The organism is Rhodanobacter sp. Root179 (assembly GCF_001428465.1).
In the GTDB taxonomy this organism is placed as follows: Bacteria; Pseudomonadota; Gammaproteobacteria; order Xanthomonadales; family Rhodanobacteraceae; genus Rhodanobacter.
The window spans coordinates 1-24000 of the sequence record NZ_LMHR01000046.1 but is presented as its reverse complement, the minus strand read 5'-3'; the positions used below and the strand labels follow the sequence as shown (position 1 = coordinate 24000).

The 24000-nt window shown below is 67.3% G+C and carries 23 protein-coding genes; 16 read left to right on the top strand and 7 right to left on the bottom strand.

What is annotated here, in order from left to right:
* Positions 1 to 11 precede the first annotated feature (11 nt).
* Positions 12 to 1133, bottom strand: a complete 1122-nt coding sequence (locus ASD82_RS02895; protein WP_056715136.1) for a LysM domain-containing protein — start codon at positions 1131 to 1133, stop codon at positions 12 to 14.
* 189 nt (positions 1134 to 1322) lie between these two features.
* Here ASD82_RS02895 and def point away from each other — a divergent pair, with 189 nt between their 5' ends.
* From def to ASD82_RS02865, 6 genes are all read left to right on the top strand, one after another.
* On the top strand, positions 1323 to 1832 hold the full coding sequence (gene def, locus ASD82_RS02890) for a peptide deformylase (protein ID WP_056715155.1): 510 nt from the start codon (positions 1323 to 1325) through the stop codon (positions 1830 to 1832).
* 26 nt (positions 1833 to 1858) lie between these two features.
* Positions 1859 to 2785 carry a methionyl-tRNA formyltransferase gene (fmt, locus tag ASD82_RS02885; protein WP_157599166.1) on the top strand — a complete coding sequence of 309 codons (927 nt, stop codon included), beginning with the start codon at positions 1859 to 1861 and terminating at the stop codon, positions 2783 to 2785.
* Positions 2782 to 4083: a 16S rRNA (cytosine(967)-C(5))-methyltransferase RsmB gene (rsmB, locus tag ASD82_RS02880; RefSeq protein WP_056715130.1), complete on the top strand. Its 1302-nt coding sequence runs from the start codon at positions 2782 to 2784 to the stop codon at positions 4081 to 4083. Before fmt ends, rsmB begins: the two co-directional genes overlap by 4 nt.
* A 77-nt stretch (positions 4084 to 4160) precedes the next feature.
* Positions 4161 to 5882 (top strand): glycosyltransferase family 39 protein, encoded by a 1722-nt coding sequence (locus ASD82_RS02875; protein ID WP_056715127.1) that lies wholly within the window; start codon positions 4161 to 4163, stop codon positions 5880 to 5882.
* 257 nt (positions 5883 to 6139) lie between these two features.
* A complete protein-coding gene (locus tag ASD82_RS02870; RefSeq protein ID WP_235577696.1) occupies positions 6140 to 7288 on the top strand; it encodes an O-antigen ligase family protein in 1149 nt (382 codons plus the stop codon).
* Positions 7289 to 7299: 11 nt separating this feature from the next.
* Entirely contained in the window at positions 7300 to 8301 is a 1002-nt protein-coding gene (locus ASD82_RS02865) for a glycosyltransferase family 4 protein (protein ID WP_056715122.1), read from the top strand.
* 26 nt (positions 8302 to 8327) lie between these two features.
* On the opposite strand, the gene ASD82_RS02860 is transcribed toward ASD82_RS02865, so the two are convergent.
* From ASD82_RS02860 to ASD82_RS02850, 3 genes are read right to left on the bottom strand one after another with little or no spacing between them, the layout of a single operon-like run.
* Positions 8328 to 9152: a glycosyltransferase gene (locus tag ASD82_RS02860; protein ID WP_056715152.1), complete on the bottom strand. Its 825-nt coding sequence runs from the start codon at positions 9150 to 9152 to the stop codon at positions 8328 to 8330.
* Positions 9153 to 9163: 11 nt separating this feature from the next.
* Positions 9164 to 10102 carry a glycosyltransferase family A protein gene (locus ASD82_RS02855; RefSeq protein ID WP_056715120.1) on the bottom strand — a complete coding sequence of 313 codons (939 nt, stop codon included), beginning with the start codon at positions 10100 to 10102 and terminating at the stop codon, positions 9164 to 9166.
* Complete coding sequence (locus tag ASD82_RS02850) at positions 10099 to 11049, bottom strand: UDP-glucuronic acid decarboxylase family protein (RefSeq protein WP_056715117.1); 951 nt, start codon at positions 11047 to 11049, stop codon at positions 10099 to 10101. Before ASD82_RS02850 ends, ASD82_RS02855 begins: the two co-directional genes overlap by 4 nt.
* Positions 11050 to 11227: 178 nt before the next feature.
* On the opposite strand from ASD82_RS02850, the gene ASD82_RS02845 reads away from it, so the two are divergent.
* The 4 genes from ASD82_RS02845 to ASD82_RS02830 all read left to right on the top strand — a co-directional run bounded on the left by ASD82_RS02845 (position 11228) and on the right by ASD82_RS02830 (position 15204).
* Complete coding sequence (locus ASD82_RS02845) at positions 11228 to 12043, top strand: glycosyltransferase family 2 protein (RefSeq protein ID WP_056715114.1); 816 nt, start codon at positions 11228 to 11230, stop codon at positions 12041 to 12043.
* The gene (locus ASD82_RS02840; protein WP_056715111.1) at positions 12043 to 13074 is read left to right on the top strand and encodes a CDP-glycerol glycerophosphotransferase family protein; all 1032 of its coding nucleotides are present in this window, start codon (positions 12043 to 12045) and stop codon (positions 13072 to 13074) included. Before ASD82_RS02845 ends, ASD82_RS02840 begins: the two co-directional genes overlap by 1 nt.
* A 76-nt stretch (positions 13075 to 13150) precedes the next feature.
* Positions 13151 to 14893 carry a glycosyltransferase family 39 protein gene (locus ASD82_RS02835; RefSeq protein WP_056715109.1) on the top strand — a complete coding sequence of 581 codons (1743 nt, stop codon included), beginning with the start codon at positions 13151 to 13153 and terminating at the stop codon, positions 14891 to 14893.
* Entirely contained in the window at positions 14890 to 15204 is a 315-nt protein-coding gene (locus tag ASD82_RS02830; protein WP_056715106.1) for a tetratricopeptide repeat protein, read from the top strand. Before ASD82_RS02835 ends, ASD82_RS02830 begins: the two co-directional genes overlap by 4 nt.
* A 33-nt stretch (positions 15205 to 15237) precedes the next feature.
* Here ASD82_RS02830 and ASD82_RS02825 read toward each other — a convergent pair whose 3' ends face one another.
* Positions 15238 to 16131, bottom strand: coding sequence for a lipid A biosynthesis acyltransferase (locus ASD82_RS02825; RefSeq protein ID WP_056715104.1), 894 nt, complete (start codon positions 16129 to 16131; stop codon positions 15238 to 15240).
* Between the two features lie 85 nt (positions 16132 to 16216).
* Between ASD82_RS02825 and dtd the strand changes: the two genes are divergently transcribed.
* Together dtd and rpoD are read left to right on the top strand one after the other, a co-directional pair.
* Entirely contained in the window at positions 16217 to 16657 is a 441-nt protein-coding gene (gene dtd, locus ASD82_RS02820; RefSeq protein ID WP_056715101.1) for a D-aminoacyl-tRNA deacylase, read from the top strand.
* A gap of 169 nt (positions 16658 to 16826) precedes the next feature.
* Positions 16827 to 18707: an RNA polymerase sigma factor RpoD gene (rpoD, locus tag ASD82_RS02815; RefSeq protein ID WP_056715098.1), complete on the top strand. Its 1881-nt coding sequence runs from the start codon at positions 16827 to 16829 to the stop codon at positions 18705 to 18707.
* A gap of 26 nt (positions 18708 to 18733) precedes the next feature.
* Here the strand turns inward: rpoD and ASD82_RS17580 are convergent, their stop codons facing one another.
* Positions 18734 to 19153 carry a hypothetical protein gene (locus ASD82_RS17580; RefSeq protein WP_157598738.1) on the bottom strand — a complete coding sequence of 140 codons (420 nt, stop codon included), beginning with the start codon at positions 19151 to 19153 and terminating at the stop codon, positions 18734 to 18736.
* A 597-nt stretch (positions 19154 to 19750) separates the two neighbouring features.
* On the opposite strand from ASD82_RS17580, the gene ASD82_RS02810 reads away from it, so the two are divergent.
* From ASD82_RS02810 to ASD82_RS02800, 3 genes are read left to right on the top strand one after another with little or no spacing between them, the layout of a single operon-like run.
* Positions 19751 to 20317, top strand: coding sequence for a sigma-70 family RNA polymerase sigma factor (locus ASD82_RS02810; protein WP_007808632.1), 567 nt, complete (start codon positions 19751 to 19753; stop codon positions 20315 to 20317).
* Complete coding sequence (locus ASD82_RS02805) at positions 20314 to 20976, top strand: ChrR family anti-sigma-E factor (protein WP_056715095.1); 663 nt, start codon at positions 20314 to 20316, stop codon at positions 20974 to 20976. The genes ASD82_RS02810 and ASD82_RS02805 overlap by 4 nt, the downstream gene beginning before the upstream one ends.
* A gap of 28 nt (positions 20977 to 21004) precedes the next feature.
* Positions 21005 to 22414: a deoxyribodipyrimidine photo-lyase gene (locus ASD82_RS02800; protein ID WP_056715092.1), complete on the top strand. Its 1410-nt coding sequence runs from the start codon at positions 21005 to 21007 to the stop codon at positions 22412 to 22414.
* Between the two features lie 20 nt (positions 22415 to 22434).
* Here the strand turns inward: ASD82_RS02800 and ASD82_RS02795 are convergent, their stop codons facing one another.
* Complete coding sequence (locus ASD82_RS02795; protein ID WP_056715089.1) at positions 22435 to 22923, bottom strand: TspO/MBR family protein; 489 nt, start codon at positions 22921 to 22923, stop codon at positions 22435 to 22437.
* 231 nt (positions 22924 to 23154) lie between these two features.
* Between ASD82_RS02795 and ASD82_RS02790 the strand changes: the two genes are divergently transcribed.
* Positions 23155 to 23910 carry a M90 family metallopeptidase gene (locus ASD82_RS02790; RefSeq protein WP_056715086.1) on the top strand — a complete coding sequence of 252 codons (756 nt, stop codon included), beginning with the start codon at positions 23155 to 23157 and terminating at the stop codon, positions 23908 to 23910.
* Positions 23911 to 24000 lie beyond the last annotated feature (90 nt).

Genomic DNA, 24000 nt, shown 5'->3' with positions numbered 1-24000 from the left:
GCCGCTGCGGCTTATTGCGGCGCGGTCAGCCGGCTGCCGATGCTCACCGGACGCAGGCCGTCCATCACCAGGCCGTAGCTGACCCGGTCGAAGGTGCGGAACACCATCACGTGGCCGACGTACTCGTCGGGCAGCTTGACCGTCTCGCCGAAGCCACGGTTCATGCTGTTGCTGGCCACGTCGTCGTGGATCGTCTCGCCCGGCTGGAAGATCGTGAACGTGCTGCCGTTGTCGATCCCGTCGCGGGCACCCACCGACAGCATGATGACCTGGCGGGGACCGGCGGCGGCCATCGCGTCGGCAAAGCCGATCACCTTGGCATCGGCGGGCACCGACTTGGGCGCATGCGGGTAGTAGTAGGCGTCGTACGGCTTGTCGTCGATCGGCATGATGCGATCGCCGCTGCGCACTTCCTGGGTCGCGTTGAGCAGCAGCAGGGTGGCCGGATCGCCGGTGCGCAGCGTCTCGGCGGTGCCGATCACGCTGACTTCGACACCGAGGTCGTCGCCCTTGCCGTAATGGCCGTCGTTGCGCGAATCCTCGCTCCACGGCGCCTTGACCATCGCCGCGTTGCTGTCCATGTCGTGGGCGACCAGGTCGGCGCTGGAGGCGTCATCCTGGTTGAAGCCGCGGAACACGTGGGTCGGACGCACGATGGCCCAGCGCTGGCCCGGCTCGCCCTGCAGGCCACGCACGTACAGGTTCTGGCCGACGGCACCACGCAGACGGGACTCTTCGAGGCCCACCACGTAAGGCGCGGAGCTCACCGCGTTCGAGTCCATCACCCGCATTTCCTTGAGGAACATTTTCAGTTCGGACAGGGGAATGGCGGGAATCGCGTCACCTTCGCGATGGACGCTGGGCTGCAGGCCCACGCGGGGGCCATTGATGAAGGACAGGTTGAGCACGTCGCCGGGATAGATCAGGTGGGGGTTGCGCACCTGGGGGTTGGCCTGCCAGATCTCCGGCCACAGCCACGGCTTGGCGAGGAACTTGGCGGAGATTGCCCACAAGGTGTCGCCGCGGCGAACGGTGTAGCTGTCGGGGTGGTCGGCGCGAAGTTGCGCCCCCGCGGCATAGACCGCCACGGTGACCAGCATGCCCGTCAGCAACACGATAATTTTCTTGATCATTGGTGGGAATCCCCCTTCCCCAGATGCTCGGTCGAGTGTAACCGAATGGTTAACCCGCGCAACAGGTGCGAGTTGGCAAAAATCGTCTGCACTCGGATGCTTGCCGACGTACAATGAGACACATTCTAGATGGCTCCGAGGGTGGCTTTTTACCAAATCGCCCGCATTTTCGGCGCCGAGGTAAAAATCATGTCCGTATTGTCCATTCTTGAATTCCCCGACCCGCGCCTGCGCACCCGCGCCGAGCCGGTGACCGTGTTCGACGCGAAGCTGAAGCAGTTCGTCGCCGACATGCTGGAAACCATGTACGCCGCCAACGGCGTCGGCCTCGCCGCCACCCAGGTCAACGTGCACCAGCGCGTGCTGGTGGCTGACATGAGCGACGAGCGCAACCAGCCGCTGGTACTGATCAACGCCCGCATCCTCGAGAAGGACGGCTCGCAGGTCTATCAGGAAGGTTGCCTGTCCTTCCCCGGCCTGTACGCCGACGTGACCCGCGCACTGGCGGTCAAGGTGCAGGCCCAGGACGTCGACGGCAAGGACATCGTCATCGAGGCCGAAGGCCCGCTGGCCGTGTGCATCCAGCACGAGCTGGATCACCTGGAAGGCAAGGTGTTCGTCGACTACCTGTCACCGCTGAAACGCAGCCTGCTGCTGAAGCGGCTGGAGAAGCACCGCAAGCAGGCGGTCGGTGCTTGAGCGGCGCCGAGCCTGACCGCCGGGGTCTGCGAATCGTTTTCGCTGGTACGCCCGACTTTTCCGTGCCCTGCCTTGAAGCCTGCCGCGACAGCGGCGCCGAGGTGGTGGCCGTCTATACGCAGCCTGACCGTCCCGCGGGACGGGGCCGCAAACTGACGCCCAGTCCGGTCAAGCAGGCCGCGCTGGCCGCCGGCATCCCGGTCGAACAACCCGAGTCGCTGAAGTCCGCCGAGGTGCAGCAGGCGCTGGCGGCCTGGCGACCTGACCTGCTGGTGGTGGTCGCCTACGGCCTGATCCTGCCGCGCAAGGTGCTGGCGATCCCGCGGCTCGGCTGCTGGAATGTGCATGCCAGCCTGTTGCCGCGCTGGCGCGGCGCGGCGCCGATCCAGCGCGCGATCCTGGCCGGCGATGCCGAGAGCGGCGTCGACCTGATGCAGATGGAAGCTGGCCTGGATACCGGCCCGGTGATGTTGCAGCGACGCACGCCGATCGGTCGCGACGACACCGGCGGCTCGCTGCATGACCGGCTTTCGCGGCTCGGCGCCGACGCGCTGGCCGAAGGCCTGCGCCGCACCCTGGCCGGCGAAACCCTGCTGGCCACGCCACAGCCCGAAGCAGGCGTGACCTACGCACACAAGCTGGACAAGGCCGAGGCGAAGCTCGACTTCAGCCGGCCCGCGATCGCCCTTGAGCAGCAGGTGCGCGCGTTCGATCCGTGGCCGGTGGCGGAAGGCGAGATCGCCGGCGAGACCCTGCGGGTGTGGGCAGCGCAGGCGATCGCCCAGGATCATCAGACGCCACCCGGCGAGGTGCTGGGCGCGGGGCGGCAGGGCATCGACCTGGCCTGCGGCACCGGCGTGTTGCGGGTCACCGCCGTGCAACGCGCCGGCGGCAAGCGCATCGGGGCGGTCGATTATCTGAATGCCCGGCCCGAACTGCGACGCCTGCCATGAAGGTCGACACCCGCGCACTGGCCGCCAGGGGACTGGCTGAAATCGCCCTGCGTGGCGCCTCGCTGCGCGAGGTCATGCAACGCGACGCGCCGAAGCTCGCCGATCCGCGCGATCGCGCCCTGCTGATGGCCCTGCTCAGCGAAGGCGCGCGCTGGTGGCTGCGTTTCGACGCCGCCGTCGACGGCCTGCTGGAAAAATCGCTGCGGCACAAGGATCCGGCCGTGCATGCGCTGCTGGTGCTCGGCCTGGTCCAGCTGGAAATCCTGGAACTGCAGGACTACGCCGCGGTGGCCGCCACGGTCGAAGCCGTGCGAGCGCTGAAGCGGCCGCAACTGGCCGGCCTGGTCAACGCCGTGCTGCGCCGCTGGCAGCGCGAACGCAGCAGCCTGCTGGCCAGGCTCGACGCGAAGGCACAGACCCGCCACGCCCATCCGCAGTGGCTGGCCGACGCATTGCAGCGCGACTGGCCCGCACAGGCCGAAGCGGTGATGGCCGCGGACAACGGCGAACCGCCGTTGATGCTGCGGATCAACCGCCAGCGCAGCGAACGCGACGCCCTGATCGAACAGTTGCGCGCGGCCGGCTACGAAGCGGCAGCGCATCCCTGGCTGGCCGACGCACTGGTGCTGCCGCACAGCGGCGACGTCACCCGCATGCCCGGCTTCGAGGACGGCCATTTCGCCGTGCAGGACGGTGCCGCGCAGGTCGCCGCCGACCTCGCCGACCTGCGCGATGGCCTGCGCGTGCTCGATGCCTGCGCCGCGCCCGGCGGCAAGGCCTGCCATCTGCTCGAACGCGCCGACATCGACCTGACCGCGCTTGAATTCGACGCCCCGCGGGCCGAGCGCATCCGCCAGAACCTGATGCGGCTGCGCCTCAATGCGAAGGTGGTGATCGGTGACGCGGGTGCACCCAAGGGCTGGTGGAAAGGCCAGCCGTTCGACCGCATCCTGATCGACGCGCCCTGTTCGGCCACCGGCGTGCTGCGTCGTCGCCCCGATGTGCGCCTGCATCGGCGCGAAAGCGACATCGCCACGATGCACGCGCAGCAACGCCGCATCCTGTCCGCGCTGTGGCCATTGCTGGCGCCGGGCGGGCGGCTGGTCTACATCACCTGCTCGGTGTTGCGCGCCGAGAACGAGGCGATCGTGGGCGAGTTGCTGGCGGCCCAGGCTGACGCCGAGGTCGTGCCCTTCAGCCTGCCCGCCGGACAGCCAGCGGCGACCGGCTGGCAGATCCTGCCCGGTGACGGCGACCTCGACGGCATGTATTACGCGGTGTTGCAGAAACAGCCCTGAGGTCGTGGTTCACGCCGCGCCGATATCGGCGCGCTATGCTTGCCGCGCCCTCGCACTGCTGACGGATCCCCGACGTCATGAAGTCCCCCGTGCCCCTGTCGCGCGCGCACCCGCTGTGGTTGCGCGATGCGCGCACCGAAATCCTGCTGTTCGGCGTATTCGCCCTGCTGCTGCTCGGCCTGGGGCTGGGCCTGCGCGATCCGTGGCCGTCCGACGAGCCGCGTTTCGCCCTGGTCGCCCGCTGGATGGTCGAGCACGGCCAGTGGCTGTTCCCGCACCGGGGCCACGAGCTGTATCCGGACAAGCCGCCGGTGTTCATGTGGCTGCAGGCACTCGCCTACTTTCTCACCCGCAGCTGGCGCGTGGCCTTCCTGCTGCCGTCGCTGGCGGCGGCGCTGGGCGCACTGGTGCTGGTCTACGACCTGGCCCGACGGCTGTGGAACCACCGCAGCGCCCTGCTGGCCACGGCCACGCTGCTGGTCACCATCCACTTCACCTACCAGATGCGCAACGCGCAGATCGACCCGCTGCTGCTGGGCTGGATGACGCTGGCCAACTACGGCCTGCTGCGCCACCTGTTGCTGGGGCCGTCCTGGCGCTGGTTCGCCACGGGCTGCTTCTTCGCCGGCGTGGGCGTGGCGACCAAGGGCGTCGGCGTGCTGGCCTTGCTGATGCTGGCTCCCTATCTGGTCGCCCGGCGCGGCCACTGGCGCTCACTGGCGCTGCCCGCGGGCCGCTGGCGCTGGGTTGGCGGGCTGGCGCTGTTCTTCGTGCCGATCCTGGGCTGGCTGCTGCCGATGCTGCTGGTGGCCCGTGCCGATGGCGATCCGCAGCACGCCGAATACGTGCAGAACATCCTGTTCGGGCAGACCGTGCATCGCTACGCCACGCCCACCGGACACATCCATTCGCCGTTCTATTTCCTCGGCATCATCGCGCTCGACTGGTTGCCCCTGTCGTTGCTGTTGCCGTGGGCGCTGCCAGCCTGGTGGCGGCGACTGAAGCGTCGCGATGCGCGCTTGCTGTTGCCGCTGGGCTGGATCGTGCTGATCGTGCTGTTCTTCTCGTTCAGTCCGGGCAAGCGCGACGTCTATATCCTGCCGGCCCTGCCGATGATGGCGCTGGCACTGGCGCCACTGCTGCCCGGCCTGCTGCGGCGACGCGGCGTGCGCATCGCGGTGTTCGCACTGACCCTGCTGTTGTCTGCGGTGCTCGCGGCGGTGGCCGCGCTGGCAATCCATCGCCACCCGGCCTGGGCGGTGAAGATCGAGCAAAGCCTCGACCCGCGGATCTGGTGGCTGCTGCTGACGATCGGCTTGGCCGGCCTGGTCATCGTGGCGTTCACCCGGGTACGCCACGCGCCGCTGGGCTGGCTGCTGTTTGCCGGTGCCCTCTGGGGGGTCTATGGCCTGTGGGGCTATCCGATGCTCAACGGCGATCGCTCTGCCCGCGACGTGATGCTGCAGGCACGCTCCATCGCCGGGCCGCAGGCCGAGATCGGCCTGCTCGCCTGGAAGGAACAGAACCTGCTGATGGCCCAGGGCCCGGTGGCCGAGTTCGGCTTCCTGAAACCCTGGCCGCAGCAGTACGCCGATGCCGTGGCCTGGCTGCAGCAGGATGCGTCGCGGCGCTGGATTTTCAGCCTCGACCAGGCGATGGGTGACTGCGTGGATCGCCAGCGCGCCATCCATGTCGGTCACGCCAACCGCCGCGAATGGTGGATGTTCCAGGCTGACGCGGTGAAACCCGGCTGCGCGCCGACAGGCATCGCCGAACCGGAAGCCGATGAATGGCTGTGATCACGCTGCGAAAACGCCCCGGGACGCAATTCGTCCACTACCATGCATACTGCGAATGAACCCGAGCGTTACACCAGCGCGTCCAGAGGGCTTGCCGGCGACAAGCACCGGTTAGCATGTGCTGAGGGGGAGTTTCAGGTTCAGAAGGTTGGCCCGTGCACGAACGAGAAGCTTCATGGAAGATCCCGGCGGCTTCACTGCTGCTCGCGGTCATGCCTTTGTGTTTTGCCATATCCGGGCGTTTGAAGACGTTGCCGATGGCTTTGCTGTTTGCCGCCGGCCTGCTCCTGCTGATCACGCGCGCGGAGACCCGCAGCATTTTCCGAAGAGTATGGCCGGTGATCGCCGTGTGCCTGCTGCGCCTGCTTTATGACATCGGCAACTTCCTCGGCCATGGGCTCGACGGCAAGACCCTCGACCTGCCGGCACAGACACTGTTGTTCCTGGGGGTTGCCGCCGTCTTCACCCTGCCGTTGCAACAGCGCGTGATCGCGATCGGCTTCAGCCTGACCACGCTGCTGTTGGGCGCAGCCAGCATAGTTCAACGTTACGGCATGGGTGTCGATCGTCCCTACGGCCTGAACGGTGGCGACTGGGCGTCGGTCGAGTTCGCGATGTACCTGCTGATCATGGCGCTGTTGTCGATGCTGCAGGCAATACGGCCGGACACGCGTCGCGCTGACCGCTGGCTGCACGGCGCGGCGGTGGTGGTGGGTCTTTATGGCGCGGTGCTTACCCAGAGTCGTGGGCCGCTGCTGTCGTTCGCGCCGGTGTTCCTCGGCCTGATGTCGTGGCATGCGATCCGCACGAGGCACTGGAAGCGCGTGCTCATTCCGTTGGCCGCCACCCTGGTCGGCATGCTGGCGGTGACCGCCACCCTGCACCGGGAAATGATCGACCGGCTGGCTGATGTGCCCGCCCAGATCAGCAAGTACGGCGACAGCGCCGCCGGCAGCACCGGCGCCATCGGCGAGCGCCTGGAGATGTGGCGCACCGCATGGCAGGCATTCACCGAGCATCCGCTGGCCGGTATCGGGCTGGACCAGTTCGGCGTGTATGCGCGCGCGCAGGTGGCCGCCGGCAAGGCCAGCGCCACGATCGCCGGGTACGTGCACCCGCACAGCGAATATCTCGAATCGATGGTCGCCGGAGGCGTGCCGGCGCTGCTGGTGCTGTTGCTGTTGCTGATCGTGCCGGCGGTCTTCTTCGCCCGCCATCTGAACCATCCGCAGGAGCCGGTGGCCTGTGCAGCGGTCGCCGGCTTGATGGTGATCGGCCTCTACAGTCTCTGTGCGTTCACTGACAATGTGTTTTATCGGGCGATGCCGCAATCACTTTTCCTGTTCCTCGTGCTGGGGCTGACGGTCGGCATCGGTCGACAGCTGCGCCATCCCGCCCTTCCCTGAAGTCGATCCACATGGCCCGAATCAACCTGCTTGCCTGGGACAACCAGCGCGGCCTCACCCACGACCTCCGCCTGTTGTGCCGCACGCTGACCGGACTGGGCCACGAGGTTCAGGTGACCCGGCTCGGCCCGCGCCGGCATGACGGTCGCCGGCAGGCCTTCATGCAGCGTGTGCGGATGTGGTGGCAACGCCTGCGCCACGCCGACTGGCGCAGGACGCCGTACGACATCAACATCGCCCTGGAGCACGTCCGGCCGGACTGGTGCGCGCTGGCCCGGCTGAATCTGCTGGTGCCCAATCCGGAATGGCTGTCACCCCGCAGCCGGCGATACCTGCCGCGCTACGACGCGATCCTGTGCAAGACGCGCTACGGCGTCGACCTGTTCAAGTCACTCGGTTGCCGCACCCTGCACATTGGCTTCGACAGCACCGACTGCCTCGATGCCGCCGTTCCGCGCAAGGCCAGCTTCCTGCACCTGGCCGGTGCCAGCCGGATGAAGGGCACGGAGCGCCTGCTGGCCTTGTGGCGACGCCATCCGGAATGGCCGAAGCTGCTGGTGCTGCAGTCACCGCGAACAGCCGTGCAGGCGGCCGGGCCGATGCCAGCCAACATCGAGCACCGGCTGGGCCACGTGTGCGACGAGGGCGAGATACGCCAGCTGCAGAATGCCCACCTGTTCCATCTGTGCCTGTCGGAAACCGAAGGCTGGGGCCATTACATCGCCGAGGCGATGAGCTGCGGCGCCGTGGTGATCACCTCCGATGCCGCCCCGATGAACGAGTTGGTGCAAGCGGACCGCGGCGTGCTGGTGAAAGCCATCGGGAAAGGCTCGTTCAACCTCGCATCCATCCATCAATTCGACGAATCGGCGCTGGAAGAGGCGATCGAACGACTCACCAGCATGCCGTTCTCCGAACTGGCCAGCCTGGGCCGGCAGGCGCGGGAATGGTTCGAGACCAACGATGCGACATTCGCGCAGCGGGTGGATGTCGCGCTGGCCCAGCTGGCCTGACCAGCCGTCTTGTTCCCGGCGTGCCGTCAGCCGGGGCGCAGATCCGCCGGTGGCTGGGCGAATTCGGCCAGATGGCCATCCACACCCTGCTCGCAGCGGACCAGCCCGCGTGCCCGGGTGTCGTCGACGATGAGGTCGTTCGGATTGCCCACCACATGCTTGCGGGTGGGATGGTAGAGATGGGTCGCCAGCGCACTGAAACGCAGTTCGCGCCGCAGCAGCCCGGCGTGGAAGGCGCGTATCGCCAGTTCGGTGTCTTCGCGCCCCCAGCCGGTCATCGCCTCGTTGAAGCCATTCAGGCGCAGCAGGTCGTCGCGCCAGAACGCCATGTTGCAGCTCTTGATGCCGCGCTGCTTGGTGCCCGGCCGGGCATACCACTGCGCCAGCGCCGGCAGCCGCAGCGTGTGTCGCCGACGCTCGATGCCCCGGCTGAGGAACCCGGGCATCGGCACGGCCTCTTCCAGCATCCGCCGGGTCAGTCCGGCGTCGGTCAGCACCCGCGACCCCTGCACGAAGCAGCCGCGGCGGGCGAACGCGTGGTGGTCGGCGACGAAGTGCCGCTCGGCCACCATGTCGCCATCGAGCAGGATCAGGTAGTCGCCCCGGGCGGCGGCGATCGCCCGGTTGCGCGCGCGGCTCATGCGCGCACCATCGTCGGGCTGCCACAGGTGGACCAGCCGCACCGGATAGCCGGGCGCGATGTTTTCGAGCAGCCCGCGAGTGGCCGGTTGCGAGCCGTCGTCGGTGACGATCACTTCGTACGGCAGCTCGCTCTGCGCCGCCAGCGCCTGCAGCACCAGCGCCAGTGCGCTCGGCCAGTTGTAGGTGATCACGGCGACACTGATGCGCACGGCAACCCCGCTCATTCGTCGCCGGTCAGGCGATGACCGCCACGGATGCCGCGCCACCAGACCGGGCCGAGGATGGACAACGCGCGATTCAGGTTGCCCAGCCAGCTGCCGCGACGCATGCGCACCATCCTGGCGTAACGCCTGGCCTCACGCCAGGATGGCTCGGGCTTGGTGCGGAACTCGTGTTTGGCATTGTCGACGGAGCGCGTGTCCAGGCCGATGTTCCTGGCATAGATCTCGATCAGGCAACGCGAGCGGAAGCGGTTGAGATAGATGCTGGTCGCTGTCTGTTTTCCCCACCAGCCATTGTTGCCGTGGATGCGGTAATGCACGGCGCCGGTGCGCAGGTAATACTTGCGTGCGCCCAGCACGCTGGCGCCGAACACCAGGCAGTTGTCGGCGGACAGCCGCCACGTATGGCTCAATTCCTCCGGCAGTTCCAGCGTGCGCCGCGCCCACAGCGCTCGCATCGACAACGCCGAAGTCGGCGCACCGTACCAGTGCATCAGCATGTAGGTGCTGATGGCGGTATAGCCCAGGTCATGCGAGCGCTCCGAATAACCCATCCAGCGATTTTCGTCGCCGAACAGCTGCGTGTCGGAAAACACGAAATCGACATCGCGGCGGCCGTCGTACAGCTCACCCAGGCGCGACAGATAGTCCGCTTCCCAGCGGTCGTCCGCATCGAGAAAACAGATCACGTCGGCCGTGGCGCGTGCCACGCCGCGCTGGAAGGCCACCAGCTGGCCGCCATTCTCGCCACAGACCAGGGTGACCCGCGGATCGTTGCCGTAGCGTTCGCGCAGGTGATCCGCCGAACCGTCGCCGGAGCCGTCATCGACCACGATGACCTGCGCCGCCGCGCGGGTCTGCGCCAGCGCACTGTCGACCGCCGTACCGACGAAATCCCGATAGTTGTAACTGGTGATGACGACCGCGAAGCTGGTCATGCCGCCCCACCCTCCTCGCGCAGCCGACGGAAATAGGCAATGGTTTCCTTGAGGCCGTCTTCGAGCGTCACGCTCGGCTGCCAGCCGAGCCGGTCGCGCGCCACGGAGATGTCCGGCTGGCGCTGGCGCGGATCATCCGACGGCAACGGCTTGTTCACCAGTTTCGAGCGTCCGCCGACCAGGGCGATCACCTTCTCGGCCAGTTCGAGCATGGTGTACTCGATCGGGTTGCCGATGTTCACCGGGCCGGTGAAGCCGTGCCCGGAATCCATCATCCGCACGATCACCTCGATCAGGTCGTCGACGTAACAGAAGCTGCGCGTCTGGCTGCCGTCGCCGTAAATGGTGATGTCTTCCCCGTGCAGCGCCTGCATGATGAAGTTGCTCACCACCCGCCCATCGTTCGGGTGCATGCGTGGGCCGTAGGTGTTGAAGATGCGCACCACCTTGATGTCCAGCTCGTGCTGGCGGTGGTAGTCGAAGAACAGCGTTTCGGCGCAGCGCTTGCCTTCGTCGTAGCAGCTGCGGATACCGATCGGGTTGACCTTGCCCCAGTAACCTTCCATCTGCGGATGCACCTCAGGGTCGCCGTAGACCTCGCTGGTGGAAGCCTGCAGGATGCGCGCCTTTACCCGCTTGGCCAGGCCCAGCATGTTGATCGCGCCATGCACGCTGGTCTTGGTGGTCTGCACCGGATCATGCTGGTAATGCACCGGCGAGGCCGGGCAGGCCAGGTTGAAGATGCGCTCCACTTCCACATAGAGGGGAAAGGTCACGTCATGCCGCATCAGTTCGAAATACGGATGTGTGAGCAGGTGCGCCACGTTGCGCTTGCTGCCGGTAAAGAAGTTGTCCACGCATAACACGTCATGGCCGTCGCGAAGCAGTCGATCACACAGGTGCGAGCCAAGGAAGCCAGCGCCACCAGTGACAAGGATTCGTTTCATGGACGGCCGTTAATTTCGATGGCAGGGGCGTGCCGGAGCACGCACGGTCGATCGACGCCAGTGAATTTTGTCATGGATGGCGCCGCGAAGTTGCGACCTGGCTGGCCGAATGGGCGAATTAACCGCCGCCACGTCGCCTCCACCCGGGTGAATCGGGGCATGGGCTAGAATCCCGCCCATGCCGACCCTCCCGCTGACCCTCGCCGTCATCACCCACAACGAGGCCGGAAGCATCGCCCGCTGCCTGGACAGCGTGCCGTTCGCGGCCGAAAAACTGGTAGTGGACTCGGGCAGCGACGACGACACCGTGGCGATTGCCCGGGCGCATGGCGCCCGCGTGATCCAGCAGGACTGGCTCGGCTTCGGTGCCCAGCGCAATTTCGCCAGCAACCAGTGCAGCCATGACTGGATTCTGGTGCTGGATGCCGACGAATGGCTCAGCCCGGAACTCGCGGTGGAACTGCAGCAGCGCCTGCCCGGGCTGATGGCGGGCGACGCCCCGGCGGCGTACCTGCGCCGCCGCACGATCTACATGGGCCGGCCGATGCGCTGGTACCGGCCGAACGTGGGCGAGAAACTGGCGCGGCTATACCATCGCGGCCGTGCGCGCTGGAGTGATGCGCGGGTGCACGAATCGCTGCGCTTCGACGGTGTCGCGCCCACGCTGCGCGCCGCCTTCGACCACGCCAACAATCCCAGCCTGGCGCACAAGCAGCTGAAGGTACTGCGCTACGCCGAGCTGAAATGCCGCGACTGGCTGGACAGGCGCAAGCCGGTGCGGATGTGGCAGGCACCGTTCGTCTACCTGCTGGCCTTCCTCAAGGACTACCTGTTCCGGCTGGCCTTCCTGGACGGCTGGCGCGGCTTCCTGATCGCCCAGACCGCGGCCAGCTACGCGCTGTACAAACGCATGCGCTATTACGAGATGGTCAACCATCCCGAGTCGGTGGCGAGCGCGGCGGCCCTGCTCCACAAACACGAAATCGATCGCTGATGACTCCCAAGAAGCACTACCTCCTGTACGGCTCCGAGCGTTACGCGCTGGCGATCCTGCGCCCGTTGCAGGAAGCCATCCGCGCCCGCGGCGACGAGACCGCCTGGTTCTTCGACGGCCCCGGCGCGGAAGACCTGGTCGAAGGCGAGCGCCTGCTGAGCGTGGCCGAGGTGCGCGCCTGGCATCCGATCGCGGTGATCACCTCGTCCAACGCGGTGCCGCACTTCTTTCCCGGCGTGAAGGTGGAGACCTTCCACGGTTTCGACGCCGGCAAGCCCCGGCACATCTACGTGCGCGGCTTCTTCGACCTGTACTGCACCACCGGCCCCCGCGACACCGCCCAGTTCCAGGCGATCGCCGACAAGGTCGGCCACTTCAGCGTGATCGAGACCGGTTTCCCCAAGATCGATCCGTTCATGAAGCAGATCGACGGCCCGCTGCCGCCGGTGCGCCAGCCCCCGGTGATCCTCTACCACTCCACCTTCTCGCCCTCGTGGAGCGCGGCCGAGACGCTGTACGAGGAAGTGCGGCGGCTGTCGCGCGATGGCCGCTGGCGCTGGATCGTCACCTTCCACCCGAAGATGAACCCGGAGACCACGGCGAAGTTCAAGGCGCTGCAGAACGAGTACCTCACGTTCGCCGAGAACGACAACATCCTGGAGCTGTTCCCGCAGGTCGACATGATGTGCTCGGACACCTCCTCCGCACTCAACGAATTCCTGCTCACCGGCAAGCCGGTGGTGACGTTCAAGAACCGCCGCCCCGGCCCGCAGCTGATCGACATCGACGACCCGGCGCAGTTCGAGAGCGCGATCGAGCGGGCGCTGGCGCGGCCGCCGGAGCTGATGCAGGCGATCCGCGACTACGCCGACGCGATCCATCCCTACCGCGACGGCCATTCCAGCGAACGGGTGCTCGACGCGATCGACACCTTCATCGCCCGCGGCGCGAAGAATCGCCGGCGCAAGCCGCTGAACCTGTGGCGCAAGCTGAAGATCCGCCGGCGCATCGGTTATTGGGGCCCGGCCTGACCGATGCGTGCACCTGCGCCACTTGCCGCCACGCCGCGCAGGCTAGAATCATCCCCTGCCCGCCAAGAGCCTGCCCGTGTCACTGAGCCCGTATAGCCGTTCCGAACATCTTCGCGCCGTCTGGCCGTGGCTGCCGCTGTGGGCCGTGGTGGCGTTGGCGGCGATCTTCTCGCACGGGCCGATGCCGCTGTATTCCACCCGCACCCTCGCGGTGGCGTGGGAAATGTGGAACCAGGGTCACTGGCTGGTGCCGCACATCAACGGCCAGCCCTATAGCGAGAAGGCGCCGCTGCTGTTCTGGCTGATCCAGGGCGGCTGGTTCGTGTTCGGCGTCAGCGACGTGTGGCCGCGGATCCTCGAGGTGCTGGTCGGCGGCGCCCAGCTGGTGCTGGTCTCGCTGCTGGCACGCCGACTCTTCCCGCACCGGCCGTGGATGGCCAGGGCGACGCCGTGGATGCTGCTGGCCTTCGGCTACGCCTTCCTGTTCGGCCTGCAGATCATGTACGACGTGCTGCTGGCGACATGGACGCTGGCGGCGCTGCTGTGCCTGACCCCGAAGTCGCAACGCGCCGAGCCGCGCTGGCTGCTGTTCGGCCTGTGCCTGGGCCTCGGCCTGCTGACCAAGGGCCCGGTGATGCTGCTCCACGTGGTGTTCCCGTGGCTGCTCGGCCCGCTGTGGAGCGACTGGGCCAGCGAGCATCGCGCGCGCTGGTACGGTCGCGGCCTGCTGTCCTTCCTGCTCGGCGGCGCCATGCTGCTGGCCTGGGCGCTGCCGGCCGGATTCTCCGGCGGCGAGGCGTACCGGCAGCGGCTGTTCTTCACCCAGACCGCCGGTCGCGTGGTCGACAAGCTGGCCCAGGGCAAGGACCTGCAGAATCACGCCGAACCGTTCTGGTTCTACCTGCTGTGGCTGCCGGTGATGCTGTTCCCGTTCAGCGGCTGGCCGCGCATGTGGGTGGCCGTGGCCAGCCTGCGTCGGCCGCTGGAGTCGGGCCTGCGCTTCGCACTGTGCTGGCTGGTGCCGGGCTTCGTGGTGTTCTCGCTGATCAGCGGCAAGCAGGTCTACTACCCGCTGCCGGAACTGGGTGGCATGGCCTTGCTGATGGCCGGTGCGATCGCCGTGCTGCGCGAGCGCCGCCCGGTCGTGGCGGCCAGCGGCTGGCTGGGCACCTGGCCACTGGCCCTTGGCAGCATCGTGTTCGCCCTGCTCCTGTTCGCGTTGCCGCTGCTGGTCGCCGGCAACCACCTGCATGGCGAATGGCCGGATGCCGCCGCGCCCTACAGCCGTTACTTCAGCGTGGTGTTCCTGCTGCTGGGCGCCCTGGTGTTGCTGCGCGGCCGTGGCGAACTGCGCCGCCTGGCGGTGGCCGGGCTGATCGGCGTGCTGGCCCTCAACACCTTGTTCACCCTGACCCTGTGGAACCGTTTCGACCTGCGGCCGATCTCGCAGATGCTGGGCGCCGCCGAGCAGGCCGGGCGGCCGATCGCCTTCCTCGGCAACTACGAGGGCCAGTTCCATTTCGAAGGCCGGCTGACCCGGCCGATCCAGGAACTGTTCGGCAATCAGGCGGTGCAGGACCAGGCGATCCAGGATTTCTCCCGCGCCCACCCGGATGGCGTGGTGGTGCGCCGCGTGGACCAGCCGGATGCCACGGCACTGCGCTATGCTCTGCTGGTGCAGCCGTTTCGCTCGTCGTGGCTGGAAGTCTGGCCAGCCGTTGCACTCGCCGACCTGCGCGCGGGGCAAACGCCGCCCGAGCCGGCGCAGCCCACCCGCGTCTACCCGTCGGACGACCGCCGCTACTCGCCACGGCCATGAGCGCCGAACAGATCGCCAACCTGCGCCGGCAATGCGGCGGTCCCCGTGACGGCGCGCTGCTGCGCTTCTCGCTGGGCAGCGCCCTGCTCGCCGAGGGCGACCACGCGGCGGCGATCGGGGAGCTGCAGCGCGCCACGGATTTCGACCCGGGCTACTCGGCCGCGTGGAAGCTGCTGGGCAAGGCCTGCCTGGCCAGCGGTGACAACGAAGCGGCGGCCGCCGCGTGGCGCAGCGGCATCGGCGCGGCCACCGCGCGCGGCGACAAGCAGGCCGAAAAGGAAATGACCGTGTTCCTGCGCCGGCTCGGCTGAGCGCCGGGGAAATCCGGCGCGTGTGGCGACGTCCTAGCCGTTTTTCCCGTCATAGGGATTGACCAGCCCCACGGCGGAATAGCGCCGGTACTGCCACTGGTACTGCGCGAACGCCAGCTCCACGCAATCCTGCACGCCCTGGTTGAGCGCGCGGCAGGCGGTCGCCGGATCCGCATCGGTGAGGTCCGCGGGCGCCGGCAGCAGATGGATGCGGAAACCCGCCCCGTGCGGCAACCGTTCGGCAAACGCATAGAGCACGCTGGCGCGGGTGCGGGCGGCCAGCCGCGGCAGCAGCACCATGGTCAGCGCATCGCGACCGAAGAACGGCGCGAACTCGCCCTCGCCGGCGCGGGGCTTCTGGTCCGGCAGGATGCCGACCGTGCCCCCCGCCGCCAGTCGCTTGTACAAGGTGCGCACGCCGGCGCCATCGGCCCGCACCTGCTCCGGCGCCAGCGCCCCGCGCACCTTGCGCAGCAGCCCCTCGATCGCGGCGAAGCGCGGCGGCCGGTACAGGATCGCCATCGGCGTCTTGCGGCACAGCCAGTAATTCAGCAATTCCCAGCAACCCAGGTGCGGCGCGGCGATGATCACGCCCTTGCCCGCCGCCAGCGCGGCATCCAGCAGCGCCTCGCCGCGCACCTCGCGCACCAGCGCCAGCGCACGCTCGGCACCGGCACCCCAGACCTTGACGATCTCGCTGCCCGACTTGCCGTTCTCCGTCATGACCTGACGCAGCAGGCGCGATTGTGCCGCCGCGTCCAGCTGCGGTCGCGCGATGCGCAGGTTGACCGCGGTGTTACGCACCGTGCGGCCGCCGAGCCGCAGCCGCAGGCGGCCGAAGCCGGCACCGACGCCATGCAGCGCACGCAGTGGCAGCAACGCGAGCAGGCGCAGCAGGAGATAGACGAGAAACATGTCGATACGCATCCGCGCAGTGTAAGCGACGCTCCGCCGATCTTTCACCGCGACGGTTGGCACCGTAAGCTGGGCACTCCCTCGCCACCGCACCGCCATGATTGCCCTGATCCAGCGAGTCCTTTCAGCCAGCGTCAGCGTGGACGACGAAACGGTCGGCGCCATCGGCCCCGGCCTGCTGGCGCTGGTGGCAGTGCAGCCGGACGACGGCGAGGCGCAATCCCGGCGCATGCTGGAACGCCTGCTTGGCTACCGCGTGTTCGCCGACCACAACGGCAAGATGAACCGCTCGCTCAGCGACACCGGCGGCGGCCTGCTGCTGGTCAGCCAGTTCACCCTGGCCGCCGACACCCGCTCGGGCATGCGCCCCAGCTTCACCCGCGCCGCGCCACCCGAGCATGGGCGGCGCTGGTTCGAGCACCTGCTGGCCGCGGCGCGGGCGGCGCACCCGGGGGTGGAAACCGGCCGCTTCGGTGCCCATATGGTGGTGCAGCTGGTGAACGATGGCCCGGTGACTTTCTGGCTCGACACCGGCTGAACGGATCGACGCGTGCGAGGCCCGGCCTGATGCCAGCCGATGCACGGCAATTCCGTGATTTGGCGCGATTTTTGCGTGCCTGATCGCAACCCTTTCCTACTTGAAAACTGGTCAAAAAAGCAGCACATCGCTATAATGTCCGGTTCTTGAACCTTGCGGCGGTCGGTGAATGAATAGCAAAGCTCCCCACGAGCAACAGTCTGAAATCAAGGCGCTCATCGCCAAGGGCCTGGAGCAGGGCTACCTGACCTACGCCGAGATCAACGACCACCTGCCCGACGACATCGTCGATCCGGAGCAGATCGAAGACATCATGGCGGTGCTCAAGGGCGTCGGCATCGAAGTGCACGACGCCGCGCCGGACACCGACACCATCTCCGATGGCGCCGCCCCCGGTGGCGGCTCCGGCGACGACGACTCGGCCGCCGAAGAAGCGGTGGCCCTGCTCTCCGCCGTGGATGCCGAAGTGGGCCGCACCACCGACCCGGTGCGCATGTACATGCGCGAGATGGGCACGGTCGAGCTGCTGACCCGCGAAGGCGAGATCGCCATCGCCAAGCGCATCGAGGAAGGCCTCGGCCAGGTGCAGACCGCGCTGGCCAGCTTCCCGCTGACCATCGAACTGCTGCTGGAAGAATACGACCAGCACCTGGACGGCAAGCGCCGCCTCAGCGAAATCCTGGCCGGCTTCCTCGACCTGGAAGAAGCCGCCGACCTCGCCCGCAAGGAAAAGGAAGCCGCCGCCCTGCTCGCGCCCGAAGTCGAGGAAGGCGAGGAAGGCGACGAGGACGAGGACGAGTCCGCCGAGGACGAGGAAGAAGCCGGCCCCAGCGGTCCCGACCCGGAAGAGGTCAAGCGCCGCATGGAGCTGCTGCGCGACTACTACGGCAAGTTCCAGAAGGCCGCCCCGAAAGCCGCCAGCATCACCGACAAAAAGATCGTCAAGCTGCGCGACCAGATGGCCGAGGAATTCCTCAAGCTCAAGCTGCCGTCCGCGCTGATCGACGGCTTCGTGCGCAAGCTGCGCGAAGTGGTGGGCGACATCCGCCATCACGAGCGCGTGCTGCTGGACATCTTCGTCAAGCAGGTGAAGATGCCCAAGGCCGAGTTCATCAAGACCTTCCCCAGCAACGAGGGCAACCTCGAGTGGGCGGCCGAACTGGGCCGCAAGCGCCAGAAGTGGTCGCCGAACATCAAGACCCATCGCGAAGCGATCGACGCCGAGCAGGAGAAGCTCGCCGCTATCGAGCGCAAGCTGTTCCTGCCGCTGATCGACATCAAGGACATCAACCGCGCCATGGCCAGTGGCGAGGCGAAGGCCCGTCGCGCCAAGAAGGAAATGGTCGAGGCCAACCTGCGCCTGGTGATCTCGATCGCCAAGAAGTACACCAACCGCGGCCTGCAGTTCCTCGACCTGATCCAGGAAGGCAACATCGGCCTGATGAAGGCGGTCGACAAGTTCGAATACCGCCGCGGCTACAAGTTCTCGACCTACGCCACCTGGTGGATCCGCCAGGCGATCACCCGTTCGATCGCCGACCAGGCCCGCACCATCCGCATCCCGGTGCACATGATCGAGACGATCAACAAGTTGAACCGCATTTCCCGCCAGATGCTCCAGCAGTTCGGCCGCGAGGCCACGCCGGAAGAACTGGCCAAGGAAATGGAGATGCCCGAGGACAAGATCCGCAAGGTGCTGAAGATCGCCAAGGAACCGATCTCGATGGAAACCCCGATCGGCGACGACGAGGATTCCCACCTGGGCGACTTCATCGAGGACGGCAACGCCAGCTCGCCGATCGACTCGGCGACGGAAACCGGCCTGATGGAAACCGTGCGCGACGTGCTCGCCGGCCTCACCCCGCGCGAAGCGAAGGTGCTGCGCATGCGCTTCGGCATCGACATGAACACCGACCACACGCTGGAAGAAGTCGGCAAGCAGTTCGACGTCACCCGCGAGCGCATCCGCCAGATCGAAGCCAAGGCGTTGCGCAAGCTGCGTCATCCCAGCCGCTCCGAACAGCTGCGCTCGTTCCTCGACGTCGAGTAACAGCTGCTCGCCCGCGATGCTTCTTTTCAACGGTCGCGCATGCGGCCGTTGTCTTTTCTGGAACCACGATTTGTCGTGGCCATTTCGGGGTGATGCTCTTCCGCATGGCAATTGGCGCACAACAAGATGCATTTGGTCAGCTCGCGCTCGACTTCAGCCATGCTCCGATTCGAGAGCGCGCGCAGGTCGAGGTTGAATGATTTGCGTGCGTGTTTGCCATGGTGCCAGGTCAACGCTGCAAGATTCGCGCGATAGCCACACCGCACGCAGCATCCGCCCGCTGACTCAACCAGTTGCCGTTTGCGTAACAGGCCGCGTAACTGCTGGCTGGAGTAGCTTTGGTGTCGATGATTGGTATCCCGGTTCTTGCAGACCCGGGAACAGAATCGGCGCTGCCTGCCTGTCAGGATGGCACCGCACACCATGCAGGCAAGTTCGGATTTCATCCTATTAGCATAATCCAAAGCGCGCGCAAGGCGTGGCTTTGCCTGCGGGCGTTGCTACCATAGGCATACGGGCCTATAGCTCAATGGTTAGAGCAGGGGACTCATCGAAAGGTGCCGCCGTGCAGGAATGCATGGACGGGAACGGGATGAATTCAGGGAAACCTCAGCGGCGCAGACGCGGCCGGTGGCAACCCTGAGCCAAGCCGCCGGTACACCGGCGGAAGGTGCAGAGACTACCTGAGGGCTTCAGCGCCCTTGATGACAGGCTAGAGCGTCCCGCACCCCAACCGCACGAAGCCATGCAACGTGTGAAGGGTGAAGAGATAGTCCGCGCCGAAGGGAAACCTCCGGAACACGCGAATCCCTTGGTTCGAGGTTCGAGTCCTCGTGGGCCCACCACTCGTGATGCGGCATCTCCGACCATCGCCCCGGTTGCGATGAATCCGAATCCGCAGCTTCTCCGTATGCACCGGCATGGAGCACACCCCGGCGTCGGGGTGCGCCGCAGCCGTGGGCGGGAAGTTGCGTATGATGGTTCGGAACCACTCTGTCACCGGGATGACGCCCGCCGGGGCCAAACGATCCGTGTCCGCTCCCATGAACCACAGCGCGCCTGATGCATCGTACTGGTCGGCACAGATGGCGGCCGTGTCGGTACAGCGCGACCGTGCGAGTTTCATGCGCATCTACGATCACTTCGCGCCGCGCCTGCAGCGCTACCTGCGCAACCTGGGCGTGGCCGAGTCGATCGCCGACGAGCTGGTGCAGGAGGCACTGCTGACGCTGTGGCGCAAGGCCGCGATGTTCGATCCGGCGCGCGCCAGCCTCGCCACCTGGCTGTATCGCGTGGCACGCAACCTCTACATCGACCACGTGCGCAGGGAGCCGCACTGGCTGCCGATCCAGGAAGGTCTTGACCGGCTCGACCATCTCGAATCCGGTCGGCTCGACTCGCAACCCGAATCCTCCTTCGACCAGGATCTGCTGAAGCAGGCCATCGATCACCTTCCACCCGTGCAGGCCAAGCTTGTTCGCATGTGTTACCTCGAAAGCAAAAGTCACAGCGAGATCGCCCGCGAGCTGGACATGCCGCTGGGCTCGGTCAAGTCCTCGCTGCGGCGCTCGTTTGCCAAACTGCAGGGCAGCATGAGGGCCCCGCGATGAAGCCGAATCGCCACCTCGACGACGCCACCCTGCTCAGCTATTCCGCCGGCGCCTTGCCGGCCGCGCTGGCGGTGGTCGCCTCCGCCCACCTGGAGCGCTGCACCACCTGTCGCGAGCGCCTGCTCGACGCCGACCGGATCGGTGGCGTGCTGATGCAGCAGCAACGCGTCGACGTACCGGCCGACGATGCGCGCGCCGCGATGCTGGCCCTGCTCGACGCCGAACCGGCCGAGGCGCTGCCGACGGCGCCCGCCGAGGTCATCGAGGAGCGGAACCCGGACCGGCTACCCAGCGCGCTGCACCCGTGGTTCGGCCCGTCCATGCGGGCGTTGCGCTGGCGCCGCGTGGCGCCGGGCGTGCAGCGCATCCGCGCCAGCGGCATCGCCGGCGGCGACCTGATGCTGCTGCGCATCGCGCCGGGCAGCAAACTGCCGCTGCACAGCCACGGCGGCAGCGAACTGACGATGATCCTGGATGGCGCCTACGACGACCTGCTCGGCCACTTCGGCCCCGGCGACGTGGCCGACCTGGACGGCGAGACCCTGCACCAGCCGGTGACCTCACCCGGCGTGCCGTGCATCTGCGTGGCAGCCACCGATGCCCCGCTGGTGTTTTCCAGCTGGATGGCGCGCACGCTGCAGCCGCTGTTCGGGTTCTGAGCGCGGTGCCGCCGCGGAGCCTGCCTCGATGAGCACGGCGCTGATGCTGTTCCGGCGCGACCTGCGCCTGGCGGACAATCCCGCGTGGAGCTCGGCCTGCGCCGAGCACGCCCACGTGCTGCCGGTGTTCATCCATGCCGATGACGAAGCCTGCGCGGCCGGTTCCGCCAGCCGCTGGTGGCTGCATCATGCGCTGCGCGCGCTGGACCGGGATCTGCGCGACGCCGGCGCCGCCCTGCACCTGCGCCGTGGCGAGCTGTTGGCCGTCCTGCGCGAACTGATCCGTCGCAGCGGTGCCGGCGCGGTGTACTGGAACCGCCTGTACGAGCCGGCCGCGATCGAGCGCGACACGCAGCTCAAGAGCGCCCTGCGGCAGGACGGCATCGCGGTGCACACCCACAACGCGGCGTTGTGGTGCGAGCCATGGCGGATCGCCACCGGGCAAGGCCAGCCGTACAAGGTGTTCACGCCGTACTGGCGCAAGCTGCGGCCGGAACTGCAACCGGTCGAACCGTTGCCGGCGCCGCGCGTTCCGGGCTGGCGCGAACTGCCCGGCGGCGTTCCGCTCGATGCACTGGAACTGCTGCCGCGCGTCGATTGGGCCGGCGGCCTGCACGCGCACTGGCAGCCGGGCGAAACCGGCGCGCGCGACCTGCTGGAAATTTTCGCCGACGACGCCATCAGCGACTACGCCCACGCGCGCGACCTGCCCGCGCGGCACGGCACCTCGCGGCTGTCGCCGCATCTGCATTTCGGCGAGATCTCGCCACGGCAGATCCACTTCGAGCTGGACCGCCGCGCCCGCGCTACCGACGCCCAGCGCCGACCCGACCTCGAACCGTTCCTGCGCGAACTGGGCTGGCGCGAGTTCGCCCATCACCTGCTGTTCCACTTTCCGCACACGCCCACGGAAAACTTCAACCCGCGCTTCGACGATTTCGCCTGGGCCGCTGCCGACGAAGTCGTGATCGAACGCTGGCAACGCGGCCGCACCGGCATTCCGCTGGTCGATGCCGGCATGCGCGAGTTGTGGCACACCGGCTGGATGCACAACCGCGTGCGCATGATCGTGGCCAGCTTCCTGACCAGGAACCTGCGCCAGCACTGGCTGCACGGCGCGCGCTGGTTCCACGACACCCTGGTCGACGCCGACCTGGCCAACAACACCTTGGGCTGGCAATGGGTGGCCGGCTGCGGCGCGGATGCCGCGCCGTATTTCCGCGTGTTCAATCCACTCACCCAGGCGAAGAAGTTCGATCCCGACGGCGCTTACCTGCGCCGCTGGTTGCCGGAGCTGGCCGACGCGCCCGTGGCATTGCTGCACGAACCGTGGAAGGACGCGGCCCTGCTCAGGCGTAGCGGTTACCCGGCGCCGATGGTCGACCTCGGCCAGTCACGCCAGCAGGCGCTGGATGCCTACGCGGCATTGGCCCGCTGAATTCGAAACCCGCCGCAGCATCAGCCCAGCATCTGCGGATTCAGATGCCACACCGCGAAGTTCAGCGCCGAGGCGAAACCCACCCAGCCCAGGTACGGCAGCAGCAAGGCGCCGGCCAGCGCTCGCACGCGCCAGAAGCCGAGCACCGTGGCCACGATCAGCAGCCACAGCACCACGATGTCGGCAAAGGCCAGCGCACCGCGATGCCAGCCGAAAAACAGCCAGCTCCACAACGCGTTCAGCGCCAGCTGGATCACGAACAGCGTGAGCACGCCACGCTGCCGGTGCCAGCCGCCTTCGCGCCAGGCCAGCCACGCAGCGATGCCCATCAGCGCATACAGCACCGACCATACCGGGCCGAACACCGAGGACGGCGGGGCCCACGAGGGCTGGGCCAGCTGCTGATAGAAATCGGCCGCCTGTACCGAAGCCACCGCACCGATGGCGGCGGCCACGAAGCTCAGCAACAGCCAGCCGACCAGACCGAGGAACTGCTTCGCGTGCGTCATGCCTGGCTCCGGATATGCGTGCGTGCGGGGCTCCCGTAGCGGAGCGTGTTTGTGGCAACTGTGCGGAAGCTCCCGCCTGCGCATTGTGAAGAGCCCGCGTCCGCCCCATCTCCTGGGTTCGTGGCCAAAGGCCGTGGCAACGCTTCGCCAGCACGTGCCCGCCAGGCATCGGAACAGGACTCGCCGCCGACGCCGCCGATTCGCGTTCGTACGACTCTTCGGGATGTGCTCATGTTCGACAGAATCAGAAACTGGCGCATACGACGCCTCGTCGCGCGACGACCGATCGCCGAAGGACTCTGGCGCGACGCGCTGCGACGCTGCGCCGCCGCGCGCCGGCTGGGTGCCTCGGACCAGGCCAACCTGCGCGTGCTGGTCACCCTGTTCCTGGAACGCAAGTCGCTGGAGCCGGTCGAGGGCCTGCATCTGGACGACGCCGACCGCGTCCTGCTGGCGACCCACGCCTGCCTGCCGATCCTGAAACTCGGGCTCGACTGGTACGACGGCTGGCACAGCATCATCGTCTACCCACGCGCCTTCAGCCCGCAGCGCGAACGAGTGGACGACGCGGGCGTGGTGCACCGCAGCCGCGACATCCTGGCCGGCGAAGCCTGGAACCGCGGACCGGTGATCCTGTCGTGGGACGACGTGCAGGCGATCGGGCGGCAACCCGGGCACAACGTGGTCGTCCACGAAATGGCGCACAAGCTCGACATGTTGAACGGCGACGCCGACGGCTTCCCGCCGCTGCACCGACGCATGGATCGCCGCGCATGGGCGCAGGCTTTCACCAGCGCGTGGGAGCAGCTGAGCGAAGCCCGGCGCCATGGCATCGATCTGCCGATCGATCCATACGGCCTGGAAAGCCACGCCGAATTCTTCGCCGTCCTCAGCGAACAGTTCTTCGAAGCCCCCGCCGCCTTGCGCGAACACCTGCCCGCGGTCTATCGACAACTTGAGCTGTTCTATCGCCAACATCCGCTGTGAGCGAAGGTTCCCGTCGCCATCCGCGCGCCAGACGTCGAACGGCCGCGAATCCGGCGCAACCGGGCTGAGCGGCCCCCCCCCCCCCCCCCC